Annotated in this window: 17 protein-coding genes and 1 other RNA gene; 7 read left to right on the top strand and 11 right to left on the bottom strand. The window is 56.9% G+C overall.

Going from position 1 to position 18,159, the window contains the following annotated elements; genetic code table 11:
• Positions 1-20 precede the first annotated feature (20 nt).
• A complete protein-coding gene (locus N018_RS04205) occupies positions 21-332 on the top strand; it encodes a YhbY family RNA-binding protein (protein WP_002555133.1) in 312 nt (103 codons plus the stop codon).
• A gap of 79 nt (positions 333-411) precedes the next feature.
• Here the strand turns inward: N018_RS04205 and greA are convergent, their stop codons facing one another.
• From greA to grpE, 7 genes are all read right to left on the bottom strand, one after another.
• The gene (greA, locus tag N018_RS04200) at positions 412-888 is read right to left on the bottom strand and encodes a transcription elongation factor GreA (protein WP_024644263.1); all 477 of its coding nucleotides are present in this window, start codon (positions 886-888) and stop codon (positions 412-414) included.
• Positions 885-4,106, bottom strand: coding sequence for a carbamoyl-phosphate synthase large subunit (carB, locus tag N018_RS04195; protein ID WP_024644262.1), 3,222 nt, complete (start codon positions 4,104-4,106; stop codon positions 885-887). Before carB ends, greA begins: the two co-directional genes overlap by 4 nt.
• Positions 4,107-4,243: 137 nt before the next feature.
• Positions 4,244-5,380, bottom strand: a complete 1,137-nt coding sequence (gene carA, locus N018_RS04190) for a glutamine-hydrolyzing carbamoyl-phosphate synthase small subunit (RefSeq protein WP_024644261.1) — start codon at positions 5,378-5,380, stop codon at positions 4,244-4,246.
• A 216-nt stretch (positions 5,381-5,596) separates the two neighbouring features.
• Positions 5,597-6,400 carry a 4-hydroxy-tetrahydrodipicolinate reductase gene (gene dapB / locus N018_RS04185; protein WP_007249034.1) on the bottom strand — a complete coding sequence of 268 codons (804 nt, stop codon included), beginning with the start codon at positions 6,398-6,400 and terminating at the stop codon, positions 5,597-5,599.
• A gap of 21 nt (positions 6,401-6,421) precedes the next feature.
• A complete protein-coding gene (gene dnaJ, locus N018_RS04180; protein WP_024644260.1) occupies positions 6,422-7,564 on the bottom strand; it encodes a molecular chaperone DnaJ in 1,143 nt (380 codons plus the stop codon).
• A gap of 325 nt (positions 7,565-7,889) precedes the next feature.
• Positions 7,890-9,806 carry a molecular chaperone DnaK gene (gene dnaK / locus N018_RS04175; RefSeq protein WP_024644259.1) on the bottom strand — a complete coding sequence of 639 codons (1,917 nt, stop codon included), beginning with the start codon at positions 9,804-9,806 and terminating at the stop codon, positions 7,890-7,892.
• 110 nt (positions 9,807-9,916) lie between these two features.
• Entirely contained in the window at positions 9,917-10,480 is a 564-nt protein-coding gene (gene grpE / locus N018_RS04170) for a nucleotide exchange factor GrpE (RefSeq protein WP_024644258.1), read from the bottom strand.
• A gap of 270 nt (positions 10,481-10,750) precedes the next feature.
• On the opposite strand from grpE, the gene recN reads away from it, so the two are divergent.
• Entirely contained in the window at positions 10,751-12,424 is a 1,674-nt protein-coding gene (gene recN, locus N018_RS04165; RefSeq protein WP_025388913.1) for a DNA repair protein RecN, read from the top strand.
• Between the two features lie 47 nt (positions 12,425-12,471).
• Here the strand turns inward: recN and fur are convergent, their stop codons facing one another.
• Positions 12,472-12,879, bottom strand: coding sequence for a ferric iron uptake transcriptional regulator (gene fur, locus N018_RS04160; protein ID WP_002555142.1), 408 nt, complete (start codon positions 12,877-12,879; stop codon positions 12,472-12,474).
• 98 nt (positions 12,880-12,977) lie between these two features.
• Here fur and N018_RS04155 point away from each other — a divergent pair, with 98 nt between their 5' ends.
• Positions 12,978-13,499 carry an outer membrane protein assembly factor BamE gene (locus N018_RS04155; RefSeq protein ID WP_025388912.1) on the top strand — a complete coding sequence of 174 codons (522 nt, stop codon included), beginning with the start codon at positions 12,978-12,980 and terminating at the stop codon, positions 13,497-13,499.
• A 65-nt stretch (positions 13,500-13,564) separates the two neighbouring features.
• On the opposite strand, the gene N018_RS04150 is transcribed toward N018_RS04155, so the two are convergent.
• From N018_RS04150 to N018_RS04140, 3 genes are read right to left on the bottom strand one after another with little or no spacing between them, the layout of a single operon-like run.
• Positions 13,565-13,879, bottom strand: a complete 315-nt coding sequence (locus N018_RS04150; protein ID WP_025388911.1) for an RnfH family protein — start codon at positions 13,877-13,879, stop codon at positions 13,565-13,567.
• Entirely contained in the window at positions 13,872-14,306 is a 435-nt protein-coding gene (locus tag N018_RS04145; protein WP_024644254.1) for a type II toxin-antitoxin system RatA family toxin, read from the bottom strand. Before N018_RS04145 ends, N018_RS04150 begins: the two co-directional genes overlap by 8 nt.
• Before the next feature lie 7 nt (positions 14,307-14,313).
• The gene (locus N018_RS04140; RefSeq protein WP_025388910.1) at positions 14,314-15,717 is read right to left on the bottom strand and encodes a sodium-dependent transporter; all 1,404 of its coding nucleotides are present in this window, start codon (positions 15,715-15,717) and stop codon (positions 14,314-14,316) included.
• 112 nt (positions 15,718-15,829) lie between these two features.
• On the opposite strand from N018_RS04140, the gene smpB reads away from it, so the two are divergent.
• The 4 genes from smpB to N018_RS04125 all read left to right on the top strand — a co-directional run bounded on the left by smpB (position 15,830) and on the right by N018_RS04125 (position 18,158).
• Positions 15,830-16,312, top strand: a complete 483-nt coding sequence (gene smpB, locus N018_RS04135; RefSeq protein WP_024644252.1) for an SsrA-binding protein SmpB — start codon at positions 15,830-15,832, stop codon at positions 16,310-16,312.
• A gap of 291 nt (positions 16,313-16,603) precedes the next feature.
• Positions 16,604-16,891: a hypothetical protein gene (locus N018_RS04130; RefSeq protein ID WP_024644251.1), complete on the top strand. Its 288-nt coding sequence runs from the start codon at positions 16,604-16,606 to the stop codon at positions 16,889-16,891.
• A 111-nt stretch (positions 16,892-17,002) separates the two neighbouring features.
• Positions 17,003-17,394, top strand: a transfer-messenger RNA (tmRNA) gene (gene ssrA, locus N018_RS26065).
• A 263-nt stretch (positions 17,395-17,657) separates the two neighbouring features.
• The gene (locus tag N018_RS04125; RefSeq protein ID WP_025388909.1) at positions 17,658-18,158 is read left to right on the top strand and encodes an Hcp family type VI secretion system effector; all 501 of its coding nucleotides are present in this window, start codon (positions 17,658-17,660) and stop codon (positions 18,156-18,158) included.
• Position 18,159 lies beyond the last annotated feature (1 nt).

Below are 18,159 nucleotides of genomic sequence, written 5' to 3'. Positions count from 1 at the left end.
TCAGACGCAGAGGTCAGATTATGCCGCTCACTCCAGAGCAGAAGAAACAATACAAATCCATTGGCCACCACCTGAAACCGGTATTGATCGTGGCGGACAATGGTTTGACTGAAGGTGTGCTTGCAGAACTTGAACGCGCCTTGAGCGATCATGAGCTGATCAAGATCAAGCTCAATATCCTCGACCGCGAAAGCCGTCTGGGAGCCGTTGCAGAATTGTGCAAGGCTGGCTCAGCCGACCTTGTACAGGTCATCGGCAAAATGGCGTTGATCTATCGCAAGAACCCAAAGGTAAACAAGCAACTGTCCAACGTCCACCGCGCACACGGATAAAAACACACGTCAGGGCCGCCTCAAGCGTGCCCTGACTCGTTTTTACCGCTGAAAGCGCCCGCCTCGGCGGGCGCTGACATCAGATGTGACGCACCTCGATGATTTCGTACTCGATAACGCCACCCGGCGTTTTCACGGCCACGACGTCACCCTCTTCCTTGGCAATCAAGGCACGGGCAATGGGCGAACCCACTGAAATCTTGCCCTTCTTGATATCCGCTTCGTCCTCACCAACGATCTGATAGGTCACACGCTCGTCAGTCTCGACGTTGGCGATCTCGACCGTGGTGCCGAAGATTACCTTCCCGGTAGGCTCGATCGTGGTGACATCAATCACCACGGCGTTCTGCATGCGCCCTTCGATATCACGGATACGCGCTTCAACCATGCCCTGCTGCTCGCGGGCAGCATGGTATTCGGCGTTTTCCTTGAGGTCACCCAGTTCACGCGCAGTACCAATGTCCTGGCTCAACTTGGGACGCACAACCTTGGTCAGGTGGGTCAGCTCTTCTTCCAGGGCTTGAGCGCCCTGAACTGTCATAGGGTACTTGATCATGCCTTCAATCCTGCATGGAGATCCTGCAAGCGACGTACGGTCTTCTCTGGACCGAACTTGAGCGCTTCACAAATCGCTTCGCCTGCTGCAATGGTGGTGGTGCAGTAAATCTTGTGCTGCAAGGCATTGCGACGGATAGAGTACGAATCCGCAATCGACTGGCGACCTTCGGTGGTGTTGATGATCAGGGTGACTTCGTCATTCTTGATCATGTCGACCACATGCGGACGACCTTCGGTAACCTTGTTGACGCGGCGCACTTTCAGCCCTGCTGCTTCGATCAGCTTGGCAGTACCTGCGGTGGCGACGATCTGGAAGCCCAGGTCAATCAGGTCACGCGCAACGCCAGCCACCAGAGGCTTGTCGTCGTCACGCACGCTGATGAACGCAGTACCGCCGGTCGGCAGCACTTCGCTGGCACCCATCTGGGCCTTGGCAAACGCTTCACCGAAGGTATCGCCCACGCCCATCACTTCGCCGGTCGACTTCATTTCCGGGCCAAGGATCGGGTCAACGCCAGGGAATTTGGCGAACGGGAACACCGCCTCTTTCACGCTGTAGAAATTCGGGATGATTTCCTTGGTGAAGTTCAGCTCTTTCAGCGTCTTGCCGGCCATCACGCGCGCAGCGATCATCGCCAGGGAAACACCGATGCACTTGGACACGAACGGCACGGTACGCGAAGCACGCGGGTTCACTTCGATGACGTAGATGTCTTCGCCCTGAAGTGCCAGCTGTACGTTCATCAGGCCGACAACGCCCAGTTCCAGAGCCATTTTCTTGACCTGTTCGCGCATCTCGTCCTGGATATGGGCAGGCAGCGAGTACGGCGGCAGCGAGCAGGCGGAGTCACCGGAGTGAACGCCTGCCTGTTCGATGTGCTGCATGATCGCGCCGATCACCACGTCAGTGCCGTCACAGACCGCATCGACGTCCATTTCGATTGCACAGTTCAGGAAGTGATCCAGCAGCACCGGGCTGTCATTGGATACCTGAACCGCTTCGCGCAGGTAACGCTTGAGTTCGTCTTCCTGGTAAACGATTTCCATCGCACGACCGCCCAATACGTAGGACGGACGCACCACCAGCGGATAACCGATCTTGGCGGCGGCACGAATCGCTTCGTCTTCGCTGCGCACGGTGGCGTTTGGCGGCTGACGCAGGTTCAGGCGCTCGACCATGTGCTGGAAACGCTCGCGGTCTTCTGCACGGTCAATGGCATCAGGGCTGGTGCCGATAATCGGTACACCGGCCGCTTCAAGAGCTCGCGCCAGCTTCAAAGGCGTCTGACCACCGTACTGCACGATCACGCCTTTCGGCTTCTCGACGCGGACGATTTCCAGCACGTCTTCAAGGGTTACAGGCTCGAAGTACAGACGGTCCGAGGTGTCGTAGTCAGTGGAGACGGTTTCCGGGTTGCAGTTGACCATGATGGTCTCGTAACCGTCTTCACGCAGCGCCAATGCAGCGTGTACGCAGCAGTAATCGAACTCGATACCCTGGCCGATGCGGTTCGGGCCACCGCCGAGGATCATGATCTTGTCGCGCGTCGACGGGTTGGCTTCGCACTCTTCCTCGTACGTCGAGTACAGGTAAGCAGTGTCGGTTGCGAACTCGGCTGCGCAGGTGTCGACACGCTTGTAGACCGGGAACACTTCCAGCTTGTGACGGTGAGTGCGCAGATTCTTCTCGGTCACACCCAGCAGCTTGGCCAGACGCGCATCGGAGAAGCCCTTGCGCTTGAGACGGAACATCAGGTCGCGATCAATAGCCGACAGACCCAGGGTCTTGACCTTCTCTTCGTCCTTGACCAGATCTTCGATCTGCACCAGGAACCAGGGGTCAATCATGTTCATGGCGAAGATGTCCTCGACCGACATGCCGGCACGGAATGCATCAGCGACGTACCAGATACGCTCGGCGCCCGGCACGGTCAGCTCGCGCTTGAGCGTGCTCATGCTTTCCGGGTGGCTCAGGTCCAGCTTCGGATCAAGACCGCAAACGCCGACTTCCAGACCGCGCAGGGCTTTCTGCAGCGATTCCTGGAACGTGCGGCCGATGGCCATGACTTCACCGACCGACTTCATCTGCGTGGTCAGGCGAGCGTCGGCCTTGGAGAACTTCTCGAAAGCGAAGCGCGGGAGCTTGGTCACGACGTAGTCGATGGACGGTTCGAAGGACGCTGGAGTCTTGCCGCCAGTGATCTCGTTGGACAGCTCGTCAAGGGTATAACCGACCGCCAGTTTGGCTGCAACCCGGGCAATCGGGAAGCCTGTGGCTTTGGATGCCAACGCCGAGGAACGCGACACACGCGGGTTCATCTCGATCACGACCATACGGCCGGTGTCCGGGCAGATGCCGAACTGCACGTTGGAGCCGCCGGTTTCGACGCCGATCTCGCGCAGTACCGCCAGCGAGGCGTTACGCAGGATCTGGTATTCCTTGTCAGTCAGGGTCTGTGCGGGAGCAACGGTGATCGAGTCTCCGGTGTGCACGCCCATCGGGTCAAAGTTTTCGATGGAGCAGACGATGATGCAGTTGTCCTTTTTGTCGCGGACAACTTCCATTTCATATTCTTTCCAGCCGATCAGCGATTCGTCGATCAGCAGTTCCTTGGTCGGCGACAGGTCCAGACCACGGGCGCAAATTTCTTCGAACTCTTCACGGTTGTAAGCGATACCGCCGCCGGTGCCGCCCATGGTGAACGATGGACGGATAATGCACGGGAAGCCAAGCTTCTCAAGAACCGCATTGGCCTCTTCCATGCTGTGCGCGATACCGGAGCGCGGGCACGCAAGGCCGATGGACTTCATGGCCTTGTCGAAACGCGAGCGGTCTTCAGCCTTGTCGATGGTGTCGGCGTTGGCACCGATCATCTCGACGCCGAATTTCTCCAGAACGCCTTCGCGCTCCAGATCCAGCGCGCAGTTCAGTGCAGTCTGGCCGCCCATGGTGGGCAGCAAGGCATCCGGGCGCTCTTTTTCGATGATCTTGGCAACGGTCTGCCACTTGATCGGCTCGATGTAGGTGGCGTCGGCCATCGACGGGTCGGTCATGATGGTGGCCGGGTTGGAGTTCACCAGGATGACGCGGTAACCCTCTTCGCGCAGAGCCTTGCAGGCCTGGGCGCCGGAGTAGTCGAATTCACAGGCCTGACCGATCACGATAGGGCCGGCGCCGAGAATCAGGATACTTTTTATGTCTGTACGTTTTGGCATGGGTGGTCACTCAAATCCGCAGGTTCAGTCGGCAAGCCGTCTTGAACATTTATCTAAGGTGACCTGGGCGGCAGCGACCGGACTCTGGGTCCGGGGCCGCCCTGGGCACCTGCGTATTACAGTCTCAAGGCAACCGGTCAGCGGCGCTTGGCCATGGCTTCTATAAAGCGATCAAACAGAGGCGCTACGTCGTTCGGACCAGGACTCGCTTCAGGGTGACCCTGGAAGCTGAAGGCGCTCTTGTCGGTCAGCTCGATACCCTGCAGGGTGCCGTCGAACAGCGACTTGTGAATGGCGCGAACGTTGCCCGGCAGGGTCGCTTCATCAACCGCAAAACCGTGGTTCTGACTGGTGATCATGACAACGCCGGTGTCCAGATCCTGAACCGGGTGGTTTGCACCGTGGTGACCATGCCCCATTTTTACGGTCTTGGCGCCCGCGGCCAATGCCAGAAGCTGGTGACCCAAGCAGATGCCGAATACCGGAATGTCGGTTTCCAGCACTTCTCTGATCGCCTTGATAGCGTAATCGCAGGGCTCGGGATCGCCTGGACCATTGGACAGGAACACGCCATCCGGTTTGTAGGCAAGCACTTCACTGGCAGGCGTTTGCGCCGGAACCACGGTGACCCGGCAACCGCGCTCGACCAGCATGCGCAGGATGTTGACCTTGACGCCGTAGTCGTAAGAAACAACGTGATACGGCAGCTCGGACGCTGCAATTTCAGCATGGCTGTCGGTTTTCAGGTCCCAGACGCTGGAACGCCACTCGTACGTATCTTTGGTGCTGACTTCTTTGGCCAGGTCCATGCCCTTGAGGCCCGGGAACCCGCGAGCAGCGGCGATGGCTGCCTCTTCGGAGATGTTATCACCGGCCATGATGCAGCCGTTCTGGGCGCCTTTCTCACGCAGGATGCGGGTCAGGCGACGCGTGTCGATCCCGGCGATGGCAACAACCTTGTTGGCTTTCAGGTAATCACCGAGGGACAGCTTGTTGCGCCAGTTGCTGGCTACCAGCGGCAGGTCACGAATGACCAGACCGGCGGACCAGACACGATCCGACTCGGCGTCTTCAGGCGTGGTGCCGGTGTTGCCAATGTGCGGGTAAGTCAGAGTAACGATCTGCTGGGCGTAGGAAGGATCGGTAAGAATTTCCTGATAGCCTGTCATTGCGGTGTTGAACACCACCTCACCAACGGTCTGACCGTCGGCTCCAATGGCTTCGCCGCGAAAAATGCTGCCATCAGCAAGGGCGAGTATGGCTGGCTTAGTCAAGAAGACCTCCCGTAAATAAAACCTGAAAGGGCGATCGCAGGCTGCAAAAAAGCGGAATGACGTAGTAACGTCACCCCGCTTTCTTATGGAATCATCTGCGCGCTTTTAGTGGACACACTAAAGCTGTAGCTTACAGAAAAGGCTCATTTTGGTCTACCACCAATGAGCCTGAAAAGCGGGAAAATGCGACACGGCCGTGAATGACCCTGTATGAAATCAATGCAGACCCAACACATCCTGCATGTCGTACAGCCCAGGGGCCTTGCCGTCGAGCCACATTGCAGCCCGGACTGCGCCCTTGGCGAACGTCATGCGGCTGGACGCCTTGTGAGTGATCTCGACCCGCTCACCGTCTGCAGCAAACAGCACGGTATGATCACCCACCACGTCACCCGCACGTATGGTCGCGAAACCGATGGTCTCGCGATCACGCGCACCGGTCTGGCCTTCACGACCGTACACCGCGACTTTCTCCAGATCACGACCCAGCGCATTGGCGACAACTTCGCCCATACGCAAGGCTGTTCCGGATGGCGCATCAACCTTGTGCCGGTGGTGCGCCTCGATGATCTCGATATCGACCTCATCGCCCAGAACGCGCGCGGCCGTGTCGAGCAGCTTCAGGCACAGGTTCACACCGACACTGAAGTTGGCGGCAAACACGATCGGAATGTCTTTGCCCGCCTCAACCAGACGCTGCTTCTCTTCAGCACTGAAACCCGTGGTGCCGATAATCATGGCCTTGCCTGCCTTGCGACAGAAAGCCAGATTCTTCAGCGTCACTGACGGGTGAGTGAAGTCGATCAGCACGTCGAACTCATCGGCCACTTTCGCCAGATCACCCGACAACGGCACACCAATACGACCCAATGCCGCCAACTCACCGGCGTCAGCGCCGACCAGTGTGCTGTCGGGGCGATCGACAGCAGCAGTCAGACCGGCGCCAGGCGCCTGCTGAACCGCTTCGATCAAGGTTTTACCCATACGCCCGGCGGCGCCTACTACAGCAATACGTCGCATGCCTTGCTCCCGTTGATAGCCTTACAGATCGCCGAAGAAACGCTTCACACCCTCGAACCAGCCACTGGCTTTGGGAGAGTGGGATTCGTCGTTCTCAAGCGATGTGCGGAACTCTTCAAGCAATTCACGCTGACGCTTGCTCAGATTGACCGGCGTCTCGACCGCTACACGGCACATCAAGTCGCCTGCACCACCGCCACGCACCGGAGCCACGCCCTTGCCACGCAAGCGGAACTGCTTGCCGGTCTGGGTGCCCTCAGGAATCTTGAGTTTGACGCGACCATCGAGCGTCGGCACTTCAAGCTCACCGCCCAGCGCCGCGTCGGTAAAGCTGATCGGCACTTCGCAGTAAAGATGCTTGCCGTCACGCTGGAAGATTGCGTGTTCGCGCACATTGATCACGACATACAGGTCGCCGGTCGGCCCACCCTGGACACCCGCCTCACCTTCGCCAGACAGGCGAATACGGTCACCGGTGTCAACACCTGGCGGCACTTTGACAGAGAGCGTCTTGTACTCTTCGACACGGCCTTCGCCATGGCACGAATCACACGGATCGGAAATGATCTTGCCCTGACCATGGCAACGCGGGCAGGTTTGCTGCACAGAGAAGAAACCCTGCTGCATACGCACCTGACCGATACCGCCACACGTAGGGCAGGTCACCGGAGACGAGCCTTTCTTCGCGCCGCTGCCGTCGCAAGGCTTGCAGTTGACCAGCGTCGGAACACGGATATTCACGGAGGTGCCGCGAACCGCTTCTTCAAGGTTCAGCTCCAGCGTGTAACGCAGATCGCTGCCGCGCTGAGCACCGCCACGACCACCGCCGCCACCGCCGCGACCACCACCAAAGAAGTCACTGAACACATCACCGAAGATATCGGAGAAGTTGGCGCCACCGGCACCGCCGCCAAAACCACCGCCACCGCCCATGCTCGGATCGACACCGGCGTGGCCGTACTGGTCGTAGGCAGCGCGCTTGCTGGCATCGGACAGCACTTCGTAGGCCTCATTGGCCTCTTTGAACAACTCTTCAGACGCTTTGTCATCAGGGTTACGGTCAGGGTGGTGCTTCATCGCCAGACGACGGTACGCCTTTTTCAGGTCCGCCTCGCTGGAGCCTCGCTCCACGCCCAACACTTCGTAGTAATCACGCTTAGCCATAATTCTTCCGCACTCTTGAGGACGTTCGGCACCACTCTCCTGAGCCATGCAAAACTCGTTGAGCCCCATACAGGCCCGGACCCAACTCACGTCGATTCAACGATCCTGGTCTTCGTTCAACAGCCAGATCTGACTGACCGAGAAAGCGGCAGAATGATCGCCACGCAGGAGCGTCGCGATCTTGCCACGTGGCGTGCGGAGCGAATCCGCACGCCGGAATTTTTGCTTGTTCCAGACACGCCAACGCGGGAGCAAGCTCCCGCGCGGCGACATCCTACCAGCCACCGCTCGAAAGAGGTCAACCGGCTTTCAAGTGAGCCTGCGCTTACTTGTGGTCTTTCACTTCTTCAAACTCGGCATCGACAACATCGTCGGCCTTGTTATTTTCTTCAGCAGGCTTGGCGGCTGCTTCAGGGTTTTCGGCCTGCTCGGCGTACATCTTCTGAGCGATTGGCGCGGAAACCTTCGACAGCTCTTCGACCTTGGCTTCGATGGCAGCCTTGTCGTCGCCCTTGATGGCAGCTTCCAGAGCAACCAGCGCAGCTTCGACAGCGGTCTTCTCTTCAGCAGTGACCTTGTCACCTGCGTCAGCGATCATCTTGCGAGTCGAGTGGACCAGCGCGTCACCCTGGTTACGGGCAGAGGCCAGCTCTTCGAACTTGCGATCTTCTTCGGAGTTGACTTCAGCATCACGAACCATTTGCTGAATTTCTTCCTCGGACAGACCGGAGTTGGCCTTGATCACGATGGACTGCTGCTTGCCGGTAGCCTTGTCTTTCGCGCCAACGTGCAAGATGCCGTTTGCGTCGATGTCGAAGGTCACTTCGATCTGAGGCACGCCACGTGGAGCAGGTGGAATCTCGGCCAGATCGAACTTGCCCAGCGACTTGTTCTGCGTCGCTTGCTTACGCTCGCCTTGCAGCACGTGAATGGTCACGGCGCTCTGGTTGTCGTCGGCAGTCGAGAACACCTGGGATTTCTTGGTAGGAATCGTGGTGTTTTTCTCGATCAGCGCGGTCATCACGCCGCCCATGGTTTCGATACCCAGGGTCAGCGGGCTGACGTCGAGCAGCAGAACGTCTTTGACATCACCGGCCAATACCGCGCCCTGGATAGCAGCACCCATGGCAACCGCTTCGTCCGGGTTGACGTCTTTACGTGCTTCTTTACCGAAGAACTCGGTCACCAGCTTCTGCACCAGCGGCATACGTGTCTGACCACCGACCAGAATCACGTCGTTGATCTTGCTGATGTCGATACCAGCATCTTTCAACGCCATGCGGCAAGGCTCGATGGTGCGCTGAACCAGGTCTTCAACCAGCGATTCCAGCTTGGAACGCGAGATTTTCACGACCAAGTGCTTCGGACCTGAAGCGTCTGCAGTGATGTACGGCAGATTGACTTCGGTCTGAGTGCTGGACGACAGCTCGATCTTGGCTTTTTCGGCAGCTTCTTTCAGACGCTGCATTGCCAGCGGATCACCCTTGAGGTTCATGCCGCTTTCTTTCTTGAATTCGTCGACGAAGTAATCGATCAGACGAATGTCGAAGTCTTCACCACCGAGGAACGTGTCACCGTTGGTTGCCAGCACTTCAAACTGATGCTCGCCATCGACTTCAGCGATCTCGATCACCGAGACGTCGAACGTACCGCCACCCAGGTCATAAACGATGACAGTGTGGTCGCCCTTGGCCTTGTCCATACCGTAAGCCAGAGCGGCTGCGGTCGGTTCGTTGATGATGCGCTTGACGTCCAGACCGGCGATACGGCCAGCATCCTTGGTCGCCTGACGCTGACTGTCGTTGAAGTAGGCCGGAACGGTGATGACCGCTTCGGTTACTGCTTCGCCGAGGTAGTCTTCGGCAGTCTTCTTCATCTTTTTCAGAATTTCAGCGGAAATCTGAGGAGGTGCCATTTTCTGGCCATTCACTTCAACCCAGGCATCACCGTTGTCAGCCTTGACGATCTTGTAAGGGACCATCTGGATGTCTTTCTGAACAACCTGCTCGTCGAACTTGCGGCCGATCAGACGCTTCACCGCGTACAGCGTATTGTGCGGGTTGGTTACAGCCTGACGCTTGGCGGATTGACCGACCAGAATTTCACCGTCATTGGCATAAGCAACGATCGAAGGCGTGGTGCGAGTGCCTTCAGCGTTCTCGATAACCTTGACGTTACCGTTTTCCAGAATGGAGACGCAGGAGTTGGTAGTCCCCAGGTCGATACCGATAATTCTGCCCATCTTGACTCTCCCGAAACTTGCAAAATTTGAATGTGGTTGCCGCAATTGCGTTTACAAATTGCGGTAGCTCTTAAGCGCTTGACCTTTAAATGGGGGCCTTACAGCTGATTTCAAGCCTGCTCGTCAATTGACGGCGTTGCAGGCGATGGTGCCTTGCTGACCACAACCATGGCCGGGCGCAACAAGCGACCATTAAGCTGATAACCCTTCTGAAACACTTTGAGCACCGTGTTGGGCTCTACATCTGCACTCTCCTGCATGGCCATTGCCTGGTGCCGGTCGGCACTGAACGGCTGGCCATGTGGATCAATGGCTTCGAGCTGATAACGCTTGAGGGTGTCCTGAAACATCTTCAAGGTCAGCTCAATGCCTTCGCGCATAGGGCGAATGCTCTCGTCGTCCGGGCTGGACAGATCGAGCCCACGCTCCAGGCTGTCGATGATCGGCAGCAGATCACCGGCAAATTTTTCCAGCGCAAACTTGTGAGCCTTTTCAACATCCTGTTCGGCGCGGCGGCGGACATTCTGCAGATCCGCAGCCACTCGAAGGGATTGGTCCTGCGCGGCAGCCAGCTGCTCTTCAAGCAACTGCACGCGGGTTGTCAATTCTTCACCCGTACCTGCCTCGGCAGCCTGATCCTGAGCTTGCGCATCCAGATTCTGTTCGTCAGCCATAAATGTTCTCCTCTAAAAACGTCCGCGATCCCGACTCGCGCTTCTGCCCATCTATATGGGATCGGATTTCCCTCGTTCAAGGGGCTTGTGTGATCGAGATACGTATTCCCTGACAAAAAAATCCGGATTCAGCCCTGAAGAAACTCGCGGCTCTTCACAACAGCGACTAAAAAACAGTAACGACCAATCAAATCGAGCTAAGGCAAGGCATTGTCAGCAGCAAATAAAACACTGTATAAATAACCAGACAAATAGCCCGGGAGCCGCTCAATGCTGGTGCACCTTTCCGTACACAACTACGCCATCGTTGAACACCTTGATCTGGAACTGGATCGAGGCATGAGCGTCATCACCGGCGAAACTGGCGCTGGCAAGTCGATCATGCTCGACGCTCTGGGGCTGACACTGGGCGACCGGGCCGACAGCGGCGTGGTCAGGCCGGGCGCCGACAAGGCAGACATCCTCGCCACCTTCGATCTTGGCGACATCCCCGAGGCAGAGGCCTGGCTGAAAGAGCGCGATCTGGATAACGACGGGCCGTGCATCCTGCGCCGCGTGATCACCGCCGAAGGCCGCTCGCGCTCTTATATCAATGGATCGCCCTGCCCTCAGGGTGATCTGAAAGCGCTGGGCGAACTGCTCATCGACATTCACAGCCAGCATGAACACCAGTCACTGCTCAAGACCGAAACCCATAGGCGCCTACTCGACGAATACGCGGGCGCGACCGATCTGGCTCGTCAAGTACACCTTGCCGCACAGCGCTGGAAGCAGACGCGGCAAGAGCTGGAGCGCCTTTCCAATTCCGGCGACGAACAGCGCGCACGCCATCAGTTGCTGAGCTATCAGCTTGAAGAGCTGGAAAGCCTGAGCCTCGGCGAAAACGAGCTGGAGCAACTCGAACAGGAACACAAGGACCTGACCAACGCCGAAAGCCTGCTGAGCATCTGCCGTCAGGTCGTCGAACAATGCAGCGAAAGTGATTCCGGCAACGTGCTCACCACCCTTACTGCCAGTCTGCATCGTCTTGGCAGCGTAGATCACTCGCCGTCAGCCTTGAGCGAAGCCACGGACCTGTTGTCCAGCGCGCAGATTCAGGTAGAAGAAGCCGTTGGCGAGCTGAATCGCTTTCTTGATCATTTCGACGCCGATCCGGCAAGGCTGCAACAGCTTGAAGAACGGCTCGACGCCATCTATACACTCGCGCGCAAGCACCGCATCCAGCCAGGCGAAGTCGCGACCCTGCAACAGAAGCTGCTGGATGAAATCGAGACATTGAATGCCAACGACGAATCCATCGAGCGCTTGCAGCACGAAGTTCAGGCGTTCGCCCGGCATTATCAGGAAAAGGCCCGTGAACTGAGCGACCTGCGCAGCACCTCGGCCACCAGACTGGCCAGCGCGGTCGAACAGGAGATTCATCGCCTCGGGATGCCGGGCGGGCGCTTTCATATCGAGCTGAAACCCAACGCCAATGCCGACCCACTTCCTCACGGTCTGGAACAGGTAGAACTGCTGGTCAGTGCCAACCCCGGACAGCCGTTGAAAGCGCTGGCGAAAGTCGCATCGGGCGGTGAACTGTCACGCATCAGCCTTGCGATCCAGGTCATCACCGCGCAGACATCACGCGTGCCAACTCTGGTGTTTGACGAAGTGGACGTGGGGATCGGCGGGCCGACTGCTGAAATCGTGGGCCAGCTGCTGCGTCGGCTGGGCGAACGCGGCCAGGTCATGACCGTAACCCACTTGCCGCAGGTTGCAGCGCAAGGTCATCAGCATTTGTTCGTGCACAAGGTCAGAGACAACGATGCAACCCGCACTGCCGTGTCAAAACTCACAAAGACCGAACGCATAGAAGAGGTCGCACGAATGCTGGGCGGTATCGATCTGACCAAGGAATCGCTGGCGCATGCCAAAAAGATGGTCGTGACGGCTAAAAACTGAGCAATAGAAAGCACAAAGGCGACCCAGGTCGCCTTTGTCGCATGGTGTTACGCCTTTTTGTTACGGACGTAGAGCACCAGATTGTGGTCCACCAGATCAAAGCCGTGTCTTTCGACAATCGCCTTTTGAAGCTTCTCGATTTCTTCGTCGAAGAACTCGATCACTTCACCTGATTCCACGTTGACCATGTGGTCATGATGGCCGCCATCAGCCAGCTCGAACACAGCATGACCACCATCGAAATTGTGGCGAACCACCAATCCTGCGGCTTCAAACTGGGTCAGGACACGGTAGACCGTGGCCAGGCCGACATCCTCGCTAGCCTCCATCAGCGCCTTGTAAACATCCTCGGCACTCATGTGGCGTTGCTCGGCAGAATCGAGCATTTGGAGTATTTTGACCCTAGGCAGAGTTACCTTGAGTCCTGCTTTACGTAGTTCGCTATTTTCAACCATGGTCAGCTTTCTCGCAGACGCTGCTTCGCAGCTTCTCTTAATGCAGGTATGATCGGGGTTTACGTTGTCCCAGCCAAGATAGTGGAAGTCGCCCACCGATGCAAAACACCAAGCTCTTGCTAACCAGTTTCACCTTCGTGGGACTGCTCGCACTCGCCGGTTGTTCATTCCCCGGGGTTTACAAAATCGACATCCAGCAGGGTAATGTCGTCACGCAGGACATGATAGACCAGTTGCGCCCCGGAATGACCCGGCGGCAAGTACGGTTTATCATGGGCAACCCCCTGCTGACCGACACTTTCCACGCCGATCGGTGGGATTACCTGTACAGCCTGCAGCCCGGTGGCGGTGAACGCCAGCAGGAACGTGTCAGCCTGATATTCAACGGTAATGACCAGCTCGTCAGCCTCTCCGGTGACTTCATGCCAGGCGTGAGCCGCGATGAAGCCATTCTCGGCAAAGGCACTGAAGGCACTGCTCCGGTGGAGAATCAGCCGCAGCAGAAGCCGGAAGAGCCAGCCAAACCAGGCTCGCTGCTGGACACCATTCAGAAAGACGTAGACAGCGTCGAGACTGTACCGGTCCCGACTCAAGAGCCTCTGGACACCAACAACCGCTAGTCTCCAGACGCTCAGCAAAAAGCCCGGCATGCCGGGCTTTTTTGTACCTTTCTTTCAGCTGATGTTCAGCCAGACAGCGCTCTCTTCTCACGCGCTTTGGCCGCACGTAGGCGTCTGATTTCCATAGGGTCGGCCAACAGCGGACGATAGATTTCAATCCGCTCGCCAGCCTCCAGCAGACGCTCGGCAGGGTTCACTACCACTTTGCCGAAGATACCTACAGCACATTGGGCCAGATCCAGCTCGGGAAACTCTCGATTCATACCGCTAAGCGCCAACGCCTCACGCACTGACGAGCCGGCCGGAACATCGACCGTCATCAGCACCTGGCGCTGTGCGGTGGCATACACCACCTCAATCTGAATCATTGCCTCAGCCATGCAGCTCTTTCGCTCGCTGACAGAACGCATCCACCAGTGTATTGGCCGCCTGATTGAACAGCGGCCCCAAAGTCGCACGAACGATCGTCCCGGCGTAATCGAAAGACAGGTCCAGGCTGATCTTGCAGGCTTTTTCGCCCAAAGGCTTGAAGGTCCAGACACCGTGAAACTGCTCAAACGGCCCCTCGATCAAATCCATCACAATCGATTCGCCGGGAACCAGTGTGTTGCGCGTCATGAATTTCTGACTCAGACCGCCCTTGGCGATTTCCAGGCTGGCGCGCATCTGCTCATCGCTGGCATCAAGCACGGTAGCCGAAGAACACCACGGCAGAAACTGGGGGTAATGAGCCACGTCATTGACCAGGTCATAAAGAAACCGGGCCGGATAGGGCAAAAGCGCAGAACGTTGTATATGCGTCGTCATATGAGCGTTATTTCCAGAGCTGAGCGGCAAACACCACAAGAATGCCGAGCGGCGCCACGTAGCGCATCAGAAAGAAGGTCAGGTTGAAAAGCAACGGGCTGCGAATCGACAACTCATCGCGCACCGCCTCACGGCCCATCACCCAACCTGCGAATACCACAAAGCACAATCCACCCAGCGGCAACATGATCCGCGAAGTGAAGAAATCGATGACCCCAAAGAAGTCCAGGCCATTCGATGCGCCCCATTGATAGAGGTGGAATACGCCCCCATCGTTCACGAAGAACTTGGCTTTCTGCCAGATATTGAACGAGAACACCGTTCCAAGGCCAACGAACCAACAGGTAAATGCCAGCCAGAACGTCACCCAGACGCGGCGAATACGGGTGCGCTCGACCAGGTACGCGACCATCGGCTCAAGCAATGAAATCGCCGAACTCCAGGCCGCAACCGCTACCAGCACAAAGAAAACGACACCCATCAACTGACCGAACGCCACATTACCGAATGCGTAAGGCAATGTGACGAACATCAGGCCAGGACCTTCACTCGGGTTCAGACCTGCGGCAAACACGATAGGGAATAACGCCAGCCCCGCCAGCAGGGAAACAAAGGTGTCGAGCAGTGCAATGCCGACCACCGTTGTGCTGATCGACGCGCCTTTGGTCATGTACGCACCGTACACCATGATCGAGCCGACACCGACGCTCAAGGAGAAAAACGCGTGCCCCATCGCCGGCAGCAAGCCATCCAGCACCTTGTCGGGATTGAAGTCGAACATGAAATGCACGCCTTCCATAAAATGCCCGGTGGTCAGGCTGTAGCCCAACAGCGCCAGCATCAGCAGGAACAGCATTGGCATCATGATGCGCAGACTTTTCTCCAGACCGGCCTCGACACCCTTGCCGATCACCACCGCCGATAGCAGCATGAAGATCGTATGCCAGAGGATCAGGCGCCATGGATCAGCGATGACCGCGCCGAAATAGGCACCCACCTGATCCGGCGACACACCCTGAAAGTCGCCACGGCCCATATCGATGAGGTAATCCAGCGACCAACCGCCCACCACACTATAAAAGGAGAGAATCAGCAGCGCCGTGATCATCCCTGCGAAAGCACCCCACGACCAACGCGCCGAATGCCCCGCCTCGACCGCCAGGGTCTTGAGCGCATTCGCCGGACTGAGCCGCGAACGACGACCAATCAGCGTCTCGGCGATCATGACCGGGATACCGATCAGTGCGATACACGCCAGAAAAACCAGCACGAACGCGCCGCCGCCATAGGCGCCAACCATGTACGGGAATTTCCAGATGCTGCCCAGCCCCACGGCGGAACCGGTGGCAGCCAGGATGAACACCCAGCGACTCGCCCAGCTACCGTGGACCGAAACCTTGTCCGTCGACATTATTGAAAGCCCAGCCAAAAAAGATCGCGCATTGTCCGGGATTCAACCTTTGTGCTCAAGCACGCGCTTTCCCGTAGCCGACATTGATGCAACTCCCTATAATGCGCCCCCTATGGCTAAGCTCAAGCAACACCCTACAGGGACCATCGCGCAAAACAAGAAAGCGCGTCACGATTACTTCATCGAACACAAGTTCGAGGCCGGTCTGGTCCTGTCTGGCTGGGAAGTAAAAAGCCTGCGTGCCACCAAGGTACAGCTGGTCGACAGTTATGTGCTGCTCAAAGACGGCGAGGCATGGTTGATGGGTTGCCACATCACGCCTCTGAAGACTGCCAGCACGCACGTCATCGCTGACCCGACACGCACCCGTAAACTGCTGCTCAACCAGCGCGAGCTCGAAAAGCTCACCTCTTCGGTTCAGCAGAAAGGCTATGCCTGCGTGGCCCTTTCCATTTACTGGAAGCAGCACTTGATCAAGTGCGAAATTGCTTTGGGTAAGGGTAAAAAGGAATACGACAAGCGCCACACCGAACGCGAACGCGATTCGGACCGTGAGCTGCAACGTGCCGTTCGCTCGAAGGGCAAGGACGACTAGACCTCGCCAGGCGCCCGATGCCTTGACTCAGGCATTAGGCGCCTCAAAGCTTTACCTCACTGCCCTCCCCTCCCGCTTCAGCACGATCATAACCTTTACCCGAAGATCGCCCCATTTTGGTGCCTTAACTGCCCAATGTGGCTTTTTCGCATGTGTCCGAAAATAAATAGAACGCCTGCGTTACAACACAGTCAATCCTTTAGGCCCTGACAATTAACGGGCTTTCAAAACCCTCGGGCGACGGCGTCAAAGACCGGCCATACCGAGTCCACAGGTTATAAGGAGAGACACATGAAGCGTACCGCCCTCACTGGATTGTTCCTCAGCGCTGCCCTGTTGGCTTCGCCAGTCTTCGCCGCCGATGATTTGTGTGCCGCCAACATCAAGACCATCGAAAATGCTCAGGCCTCTTCCGGCACCAACCTGAGCCCTGAAAACAAGACCATGCTCGAAACCACTGAGAAGAACGCCAAAGCTGCCCAGGCTCAGAACGACGAGAAAAAATGCATCGAGATCACCACCAAGGTGATCACCTCGCTGAAAAATACTGGTTCGGGCAGCGAAGGCGCCGCCAAGTAACCCCCTTGATCAGGTCAGCCTCAAGGGCTGACCTGATCGAGTGCAGCAAACGGGTCGACGTGACACGCCAAACGGCGTACACTCCGCACCAGCGATTGCGAAAGCGATCTCGGGGCCGATTTGGATTCGACGCCGGTGATGAAACTTTAGGTGCATGCCGAGTTGGTAACAGAACTCGTAAATCCACTGTTGCAACTTTCTATAGTTGCCAATGACGAAACCTACGGGGAATACGCTCTCGCCGCGTAAGCGGTGCTAGCCTTCCTTCTGGTAGCTTCGGCTCCAGCAATCATCAGGGGATGCCTGTAAACCCGAAATGATTGTCATATAGAACAGGATCGTCGCCTAGTACGTTGCGGACGAAGCGACTAAAACTTACGCAACTCGCCCAAAGCACCCTGCCCGTCGGGTCGCTGAGGGTTAACTTAATAGACACGGCTAAGCATGTAGTACCGACAGCGGAGTACTGGCGGACGGGGGTTCAAATCCCCCCGGCTCCACCATACAAGCGTTACAAATCAAGCACTTAGCGTTTATCGCAAGTGCTTTTTTTGTGTCTTATTGGGCAGTTTTGGCTCAGTAATGCCAGCTTTATGACAGCCTTGACTGCCCGCAAGGGCTGGCGGCGGGCCTGGTTTTCTACTGGCATTTTTTTGTCCCGCCTTTCTGCAAAATGCGCGTCCTGCCCCACCCGACTGAGCGATTCACATCAAAAAAGCTTCCGTGTATTATCAAAAGCTCAGGATCGCATTAAAAGGAATTTAAAATGTCATTAGAAGCATATCTGCAGATCGAAGGTGTTCCCGGCGAGACCCTCTCAGAAGGCTACGAAAACTGGATAGAGCTGCAAGACTTCGACCTTTCGGCTAGTCAGACGGCCTCAGCTACCTCCACGTCAGCCGGCGGCGCAACCTCTGGCAGGGCTTACATGAGCGACATGCTAGTTCGTAAGGCTGTTGATAATGCCACCCCAAAGCTTCATGAGGCTTGCTGCAGTGGTAAGCACTTCAAGCAAGTATCTGTGCATCTTTTCCGCGCAGGCGATCCAAAAGTCAAATACCTGGAGATAAAACTTGAAGAAGTTATTATCAGTTCTTTTTCATTAACGGGCAATGGCGACCAAGACAATAGCTTCCCAAGCGAACTTATCGCTCTAAACTATGGAAGAATTAAACTTATTTACTCCAAACAAAGTCGAAAAACAGGGCAAAGCGCTGGACAAATTGCTGGCGGCTGGGATGCTATCAGCAACAAGATATTTTCATAAC

Source organism: Pseudomonas syringae CC1557, from assembly GCF_000452705.1.
Classification (GTDB): domain Bacteria; phylum Pseudomonadota; class Gammaproteobacteria; order Pseudomonadales; family Pseudomonadaceae; genus Aquipseudomonas; species Aquipseudomonas syringae_F.
Note: the sequence above shows the minus strand (reverse complement) of the source record. Positions and strands in the feature narration are given on the sequence as shown.